Source organism: Arthrobacter sp. H20, assembly GCF_000520515.1.
GTDB lineage: Bacteria > Actinomycetota > Actinomycetes > Actinomycetales > Micrococcaceae > Arthrobacter_D.
Genome location: NZ_KI914717.1, coordinates 54,560 through 61,192, shown reverse-complemented (window position 1 = coordinate 61,192; position 6,633 = coordinate 54,560). Strand labels below are relative to the sequence as shown.

The following is a 6,633-nucleotide window of genomic DNA, read 5'->3' as shown; positions in this document are numbered from 1 at the left end:
CCAGCGGCGCGGTGTTTCTGCTGCTGATCGCGCTGCTGATCGCCGTCATCGCCGCTAACCCGTCCTTCGGTGAGCCAGGCTCCCTGATCCGTTTCATCGGCCGGACGGCGCCGATATCTATTGCAGCGATAGGGCAGTACTTCGTCATAGTCTCCGGTGAATTCGACCTGTCAATGGGCTCGGTGGTCACCGCGCAGGTCTTCATTGCCGGCAATCTGATTGGCGACGACGATAGCCGGGTCATCCCCGTGCTGGTGCTGATGCTGGCGTTCGGCGCCTCCATCGGGCTGATCAACGGACTGGTGACCACGTTACTGAGGGTGCCGAGTTTCATTGTCACGCTCGGCATGATGCTCGCGCTGCTCGGCATGGTGCTGTACTCAACCGGCGGCGCCGCCACGGGAAACCCTGCCGACAGTTTCCGCCAGATCGGACGCGGGGGGATCCGGGACGTCCCGGTGCTGGAAATCATCCCCTACCCCGTGATCATCTTCGCCGTCACCGCCGCTGCCGCCCTCTGGCTGATGCGCCGACCCTACGGGCGCACCCTGATTGCCGTTGGCGACAACCCGCGCGCCGCAGCCCTGACCGGCGCGCCCGTCTGGTGGGTCAAGACCCGTGCGTTCATGCTGTCCTCTCTGGCGGCGACGGTGGCCGGGATCATCCTGGTGGGTTACGCAGGAGTCCACCCGTCGGTGGGTCGCGGCTACGAATTTACGGCTATCACGGCCGTCGTCCTCGGCGGAGTGGTCCTCGGCGGTGGCCGCGGCTGGGTCTTGTCAGCGGCCGCGGGCGCGTTCGCTCTCGAAACCCTCTTCACCCTGCTGAATTTCCTCGGGGTCCAATCCACCTGGCGGGACACAATCCAGGGCTTCATCATCATCATCGCCGTTGCAGCGGCGGCTCAAACCTGGCAGGGAAAGCGTCGGACCACTGGATCCCTGGCCCATGACCGCAACAATCCAGAAGCACTACCGCCCACCGTGGGCACCAATGAGAGAGGAATATGATGCGACGAAGCATCCTGACAAAGGTCACGGTGGTAGCAGCCACATCGCTGCTCGCCCTGACTGCTTGCACAACCGATTCATCCATTGAAGATCCGCCTACGGAAGAAACCACTGCTGGTGCCGAAGAAACGTCAGCTGCCGCCGAAGAGACGAGCAGCGACGAATGGTTCGTTCAGGAGGTGTACGACGACCAGTTTGAGCAGCGTTCGGCACCCTTCGAGGGTGACCCGGAGCAGCCCTGGCTGCAGTACATTGACGGGGAAATGACCGACACCTCAGAGTTCGCGGCCGACGGAGCCCAGAAAGCCTGCTTCGCTAATGCCTCCATCTCCAACCCCTGGCGACAGACCGGCTGGATCACCATGAACGAGCAGCTGAAGGCGCTTCAGGAGTCGGGCGTGATCTCCGAGATGGAGACCCGTGACGCGCAGGACGACGACAACACGCAGATTGCTGACATCGACTACTTCATCGCTGAAGGTAACTGTGACGCGTTCATCATCTCCCCGAATTCGACGGCGGCCATGACGCCAGCGGTCGAGCGGGCCTGTGAAACCGGGAAGCCAGTGGTGGTCTTCGACCGCGGCGTCGAGACCGACTGCGCTGTCACCTTCATCCACCCGATCGGGGGCTTCGCCTGGGGGATCGACACCGCCGAGTTCCTGAGCGAGCGGCTTGAAGAAGGTGACAGGGTGGTTGCCCTGCGTATTCTGCCCGGGGTTGACGTGCTCGAGCAGCGCTGGGCCGCAGCCGAGCGGATCTTCGAAGAGAACGGCATCGAGGCTGTTGACTACTTCACTGGCGCCGACCCCACTGAGATCAAGGACATCCTCGCGGACGAGCTGGCAACCGGCGATGTCCAGGGCATCTGGATGGACGCTGGCGACGGTGCTGTCGCCGCGATCGAGGCCTTCGAGGATGCCGGAGCTGACCTGCCGGTCATGACCGGTGAGGACGAGATGAGCTTCCTGCGAAAGTGGGACGAAACCGGTATCGACGCGCTGGCACCGGTCTACTCCAATTTCCAGTGGCGCACCCCACTGCTGGCGCTGGAGAAGATCTTCGCCGGCGAAGAAGTGCCCGCCGAGTGGATTCTTCCCCAGACCCCGATCACTGAGGACGAACGCGGCGACTTCCTGGCCGCCAATGAAGGAATGCCCGATGGTCACTACGCCAAGTTCGGCGGAGAAGACATGGAAGGCTATCCCGAGGTCTGGCAAGAACGCCAGATTCCGTAACTGATCCCATCATCAACACAGCGAGAGGAGGCAGGACAGTGGAGAGCACCATTGCGCGCCCCATCGGCGTCAACACCTGGGTCTGGACGTCGCCCCTGACCGACACCAGCCTGCCTCCTTTGCTGGGGTCCATAGCGGCCATGGGGTTCGACGCCGTGGAACTCCCGTTGGAGAACATTGGCGATTTCACCGCAGCAACCGTCAGGGATTCGCTCGAGGGCATGCTGCCGTACCTGGTGGGGGCGATGGCGCCGGGCCGCGATCTGGTCTTCGCCGACGATTCCTCAATCCTTCAGACCCAGCGGTACCTCAGCGCGTGCATCGAGTTGGCGCACGATATCGGCGCCCCATCGGTATGTGGCCCGTTCTATTCCTCCACCGGACGACTGTGGCGAATGGACGACGTCGAACGTCGCTCCGCCTACGAGCAGTTGCGCCATAACCTTGCCCCGCTCGCCGACGAAGCCGCTGGCGCCGGCGTCGCGCTGGGGATCGAACCGCTGAACCGGTACGAGACGTCACTGATCAACACGGTCGAGCAGGCACTTGACGCGCTGGGGCCACTGCTGGGTCCCGTGGTGGGATTGGCGCTCGACACGTACCACCTCAACATTGAGGAACGCTCCTCGGCAGACGCGATCATCAGAGCTGGAGCGCATCTGGTGCATGTGCAGGTCTGCGGCAATGACCGTGGCGCTCCTGGCGGTGACCAGACCGACTGGACCGGCATTCTCGCGGCGCTCGATACGGTGGGTTACCAAGGCCCACTGAACATTGAAAGTTTCACCTCCCACAACTCCAGCATTGCCACTGCCGCTTCAATCTGGCGGCCCCTCGCCGAGTCCCAGGACCGGCTCGCCCACGACGGCCTCGTGTTCCTGCGCTCGATCACCCGACCCCGGACCACAACGTCCCCTCTTCAAGGAGACCAGCAATGACCATCCCCGCCCCGGCAGCAGCTGCCGAGCCCGGCACGCTCGGGGTGGCCGTGCTCGGCTACTCCTTCATGGGGAAGGCACACTCCAACGCGTGGCGGAATGTGAACGCCTTCTACCCGACCCCGCGCGTGACCCAGCAGCTCCTGGTCGGCCGGGACGCAGGCCACGTCGCTGATGCCGCAGATCAGTATGGCTGGGCCGGGAGCTCAACCGACTGGCGCGAGGTGCTGGAACGCGACGACATCCACATCGTCGACATCTGCACCCCCGGCCACCTCCACGCCGAACTGGCCATCGCCGCGCTGCAGGCCGGCAAGCACGTCATGGTGGAAAAGCCGCTGGCAAATTCCGTGGCCGAAGCCGAACAGATGGTGGCAGCCGCCCTGGACGCCCGGTCCCGAGGGGTCCAGTCGATGGTCGGCTTCAACTACCGCCGCCTTCCCGCGCTCGCCCTGGCGAAGACACTAATTTCTGACGGGCGGGTGGGGGACGTCCGTCAGGTTCGCGTCAGCTATCTGCAGGACTGGCTGGCCGACGAGCGAGCAGCGATGAGCTGGCGACTGCGCAAGGGGTCAGCGGGCTCGGGTGCCCTGGGCGACCTGGCGTCGCACGCAGTGGATCAGGTGGCCTTCCTGCTCAACGACCCGGTGGCCAGCGTGTCAGGCACAGTCAACACCTTCGTGACCGAGCGCCCCGGCCCGGACGGCCCGGAACCAGTCACCGTCGACGACGCCGCGTGGGCTACGCTGCGGCTCGCCTCAGGTGCGGTCGCCAGTCTAGAGGTTTCACGCTTCGCTACGGGCCGGAAGAACTCGCTGCAGATCGAAGTGTACGGCTCCCGGGGTGGGCTGCGCTTCGATCTGGAGCACCTCAACGAGTTGCAGTACTTCGACAGCGCCACACCGACTGAGGTGCAGGGCTACACCAAGATACTGGTCACCGAGCCTTCCCACCCGTACCTTGGAGCGTGGTGGCCCGCCGGGCATACCCTCGGCTGGGACCACACCTTTACCAGCCAGGCAGCCGACTTCCTCACAGCGATCGACTCTGGCATCCCGCCGTCGCCGTCGTTCGAGGACGGGTTGGCAACCCAGCGGGTGCTGGCGGCGTTGGAAGCCAGCGCCGCCCAGACAGGCACCGCCGTCGCGCCCGTCTGAAAAGATCTATAGCACAAGAGAACCAATGGAACTATCTGTTCAGCTGTACACCGTCCGCGAGGCTCTCGAAGCCGACCTCGATGCCACCATCGCCCGGATCGCAGCGATGGGATTCACCAATGTCGAGCCGTACAATTTTGCCGCCGACCCAGCGCCGTTGGCCGCAGCACTGAAGCGCAACGGGCTGTCAGCGCCGTCCGGCCACGCCCCGCTGCTTTCCGCCGACCAGCCCGCGATCTTTGCGGCGGCCCGCACCCTTGGGATGCACACGGTGATTGACCCCTACGTTGACCCGGCTCGCTGGACGTCGGTTGCAGACATCACCACAACCGCCGGCCAGCTCAACGAGGCAGCAGCCCTCGCGGCCGAGTACGGACTGCGGGTCGGATACCACAACCACTGGTTTGAGATGGAGACGGACTTTGACTCTCGCACCGGCCTTGAGGTGCTGGCCGAGCACCTTCACCCCTCAGTGGTCCTTGAGGTGGACACCTACTGGGTGGCGGTCGGTGGAGAGGATCCCGTGGCACTACTGGGCCGGCTGGGCGACCGCGTCAAGTTGATCCATATCAAGGACGGAGCCGTTGATCAGGACAGCACGTCACAGGTGGCGGTCGGCTCCGGGCGGATGGACATCGACGGCGTCCTGGGGGCGTCGTCGACGGTCGAGACAGCGGTGGTCGAACTGGACGACAGCGCCGGGGATCTTTTCGAGGCAGTTCAGGAGAGCCGCCGGTTCCTTCTGGCACGGGCCCACGGATGAGGGGACCAGTCGGCGTCGGTGTGATTGGTGCTGGAGTGATCAGCAAGGAGTATCTGACGAACCTCACCGCGTTCCCCGATCTGCGCGTGCACATTGTTGCTGACCTCTTCGAAGATGCCGCTCGTACCCGCGCCGCCGAGTTCGGCATTGCCGCCGCTGGCGGGGTGGAGGACGCACTGTCCCACCCGGACGTGGAAATCATTCTCAACCTGACCACTCCCGCAGCCCACGTGCCGGTGGCCTTGGCCGCCGTCGCCGCAGGAAAGCACGTCTGGTCGGAGAAACCGTTCTCGCTCGATCGGGCCTCAGGAGCCGAACTGCTTGCCGCTGCGGAAGCGGGTGGAGTGCGCCTGGGGTGCGCCCCCGATACCTTCCTCGGTGCGGGCCTGCAGACAGGGCTGCGCAGCATCCGGCGCGGCGACATCGGCACGCCGCTGACTGCCCTGACGCTGATGCAGTCCCCAGGACCAGAGTCCTGGCATCCCAACCCAGCCTTCCTGTTCGAGGCGGGCGCAGGCCCGCTGTTCGACATCGGGCCGTACTACCTGACCACCCTGGTGCAGGCGTTCGGGTCGATCCGGAGGGTCGCCGCCGTCGGATCCCGCTCACGGGATACAAGGGTCATCGGGTCCGGGCCGAGGGCAGGCGAATCGTTTGGGGTGTCGGTTCCCACCCACGTCAGCGCACTGGTGGAGTACGACGGCGGTCAATCGTCGCAAAGCATCTTCAGCTTCGACTCGCCACGACCCCGGACCGGTTTCCTTGAAATCACCGGCACCGACGCCACCATCGCCTTCCCCGATCCGAACGAGTTCCACGGCGATGTCCGGTTGCATCGGCACGGCGCCGAGGACTGGGAAACCGTTGCCGCCGTCGGGTCAGTCTTCAGCCGCGGGTCCGGAGTTCTTGAGCTGGCCAGGGCCATTCGTGCGGGCCGGCCGCACCGGGCGCAGGGCCTAACGGGCTTCCACATCCTCGATGCCATGGCAGCAATTACCGAGTCAATCGACACCGGATCCTTTGTGCCGGTGACAAGTTCAGCAGCGGCACTCGACCCCCTTCCCGAGGACTGGGACCCAGCCCAGCTCACCCTGACCTAGGAGCCACTCATGCCACGCAACTACACCCTCTTCACCGGCCAGTGGGCTGACCTCCCTTTCGAGGAAGTGGCGCGTCTAGCTGGTGAATGGGGATACGACGGGCTGGAGATCGCCGTTTCCGGGGACCATCTGGACGCCTGGCGCTGGGACGACGACGATTACATCGCTGGCCGTCTCGACATTCTGGAGCGCAACGGGCTGAAAGTGTGGGCTATTTCCAACCACCTCAAGGGCCAGGCGGTGTGCGATGACCCCATCGACTTCAGGCATCAGGCCATTGTGGGCCAACGGGTCTGGGGAGACGGGGACCCCGACGGCGTCAGGGCACGCGCCTCCGAGGAAATGAAGCTCACCGCCCGGCTGGCACAAAGACTCGGGGTGAAGACGGTTGTCGGGTTCACCGGCTCGTCAATCTGGCAGTACGTGG

General features: G+C 64.6%; 7 protein-coding genes. All 7 read left to right on the top strand.

Going from position 1 to position 6,633, the window contains the following annotated elements:
• Positions 1-1,010 (top strand): ABC transporter permease (locus tag Y703_RS18100; RefSeq protein WP_081743399.1); only part of this gene is annotated, 1,010 nt, incomplete at its 5' end.
• Positions 1,010-2,248, top strand: coding sequence for a substrate-binding domain-containing protein (locus Y703_RS0105220; protein ID WP_026551865.1), 1,239 nt, complete (start codon positions 1,010-1,012; stop codon positions 2,246-2,248). The genes Y703_RS18100 and Y703_RS0105220, both read left to right, overlap by 1 nt.
• Positions 2,249-2,298: 50 nt before the next feature.
• On the top strand, positions 2,299-3,186 hold the full coding sequence (locus Y703_RS18095) for a sugar phosphate isomerase/epimerase family protein (protein WP_081743402.1): 888 nt from the start codon (positions 2,299-2,301) through the stop codon (positions 3,184-3,186).
• Entirely contained in the window at positions 3,183-4,343 is a 1,161-nt protein-coding gene (locus Y703_RS0105210; RefSeq protein ID WP_026551864.1) for a Gfo/Idh/MocA family protein, read from the top strand. The genes Y703_RS18095 and Y703_RS0105210 overlap by 4 nt, the downstream gene beginning before the upstream one ends.
• A 25-nt stretch (positions 4,344-4,368) precedes the next feature.
• Positions 4,369-5,106 (top strand): sugar phosphate isomerase/epimerase family protein, encoded by a 738-nt coding sequence (locus Y703_RS0105205; RefSeq protein WP_026551863.1) that lies wholly within the window; start codon positions 4,369-4,371, stop codon positions 5,104-5,106.
• Positions 5,103-6,206 carry a Gfo/Idh/MocA family protein gene (locus tag Y703_RS0105200; protein WP_026551862.1) on the top strand — a complete coding sequence of 368 codons (1,104 nt, stop codon included), beginning with the start codon at positions 5,103-5,105 and terminating at the stop codon, positions 6,204-6,206. Before Y703_RS0105205 ends, Y703_RS0105200 begins: the two co-directional genes overlap by 4 nt.
• A gap of 9 nt (positions 6,207-6,215) precedes the next feature.
• The coding region (locus Y703_RS18090) for a sugar phosphate isomerase/epimerase family protein (protein WP_035763926.1) at positions 6,216-6,633 on the top strand (418 nt) is incomplete at its 3' end.

Bases quoted from the DNA above. Each gene is read 5' to 3' on its own strand.
- Y703_RS0105220 (WP_026551865.1), top strand. From the start codon at position 1,010: ATGCGACGAAGCATCCTGACAAAGGTCACGGTGGTAGCAGCCACATCG.
- Y703_RS0105210 (WP_026551864.1), top strand. From the start codon at position 3,183: ATGACCATCCCCGCCCCGGCAGCAGCTGCCGAGCCCGGCACGCTCGGG.
- Y703_RS0105205 (WP_026551863.1), top strand. From the start codon at position 4,369: ATGGAACTATCTGTTCAGCTGTACACCGTCCGCGAGGCTCTCGAAGCC.
- Y703_RS0105200 (WP_026551862.1), top strand. From the start codon at position 5,103: ATGAGGGGACCAGTCGGCGTCGGTGTGATTGGTGCTGGAGTGATCAGC.